Source organism: Allokutzneria sp. NRRL B-24872, assembly GCF_002155965.1.
Classification (GTDB): Bacteria; Actinomycetota; Actinomycetes; order Mycobacteriales; family Pseudonocardiaceae; genus Allokutzneria.
The window spans coordinates 1-1172 of sequence record NZ_MUMH01000411.1 but is presented as its reverse complement, the minus strand read 5'-3'; the positions used below and the strand labels follow the sequence as shown (position 1 = coordinate 1172).

Below are 1172 nucleotides of genomic sequence, written 5' to 3'. Positions count from 1 at the left end.
GTCCACCGGTCATTGATGCTCCCGATTCTGCGGCGGCACGGACGCGTGCCCGGAGGGTCATTCAGGACAATTCGGAGATTATCAGTCGGGTGGTGGAGAGGGGCGGGGGACGCGCGTCAGTTCCCGCTCGGACTCGCCTCCGGCTCCGTCACCGGGATGTCGAAGACGTGGCGCGGGGTCACGATCCGGGTGATCGCCTGCCCGAAGAGCGTGCTGGGCTCGTTGTTGTCGTGCAGCACGTCCGTGTTGAGGAGGACGACCAGGGTGGCCTTCGCCTCCGGCAGATAGATCGTGAGCGACTCGTAGCCCGGCAGGGAGCCGTTGTGGCCGATCCAGCCCTGGACGTCGAAGATGCCGAGGCCGTAGCCCGTGCCGGGGATGACCGAGGGGTACGTCTTCAGCCGCTCGGCCTGCGTCTTCGGCGTCAGCAGGGTGCCGGTCGCGACCGCCCGGGCCCAGGTGCGCATGTCCTGTAGGTCGGAGATCATCGCACCGGCCGCCCAGCCCCAGGAGGGGTTCCAGTCGGTGGAGTCCTCCAGCTTCCCGGAGGCGGTCTGCACGGTGTAGCCGTGGGCGTGCGGGCTCGGGAAGGCGGCGTCCGTCGGGAAGACCGTGTGGCGCAGCCCCGTCGGCTCGATCACGTTCTTCTGGATGAACTCGTGCAGCGGCGTCCCGCTGACCTTCTCCACGACCAGGCCGAGCAGGATCAGGTTGGTGTTGCAGTAGTCGAACTCGGCGCCCGGCTGGAACTGGACCGGGTGCTTGAACGAGTAGGCGAGCAACTGCTGCGGGGTGAAGGGCCGGTAGGGGTCGGACGTGAGCGCCTTGTAGAAGTCCTCGTCCGCCGAGTAGTTGAAGAGACCGCTGCGCATGGAGGCGAGGTTGCGCAGGGTGATGCGGTCGCCGTTCGGCACGCCGTCCACGTACTTCGAGATCGGGTCGTCGATGCCCACCTTGCCCCGGTCGACCAGTTGGAGCAGGGCGGTCACCGTGAACGTCTTGGTCTCGCTGCCGATCCGCATGTAGAGCCCGGGGTTCATGGGCTGCCCCGTCGCCTTGTCGGCGACGCCGAAGGAGCGGATGTACGTGCCCCTGCCCGGCGCCGAGAGGCCGACCGTGACGCCCGGGACGCCCGTCTCCTTCATCACGTCCTGGACCGCCCGGTCCAGGAC

1 protein-coding gene is annotated in these 1172 nt (G+C 67.9%); it reads right to left on the bottom strand.

Annotated features, from left to right (window positions below):
* Positions 1-116: 116 nt before the first annotated feature.
* Positions 117-1172, bottom strand: a 1056-nt coding sequence (locus tag CCN37_RS38375) for a serine hydrolase (protein ID WP_143262079.1), incomplete at its 5' end; no start/stop codon positions are given.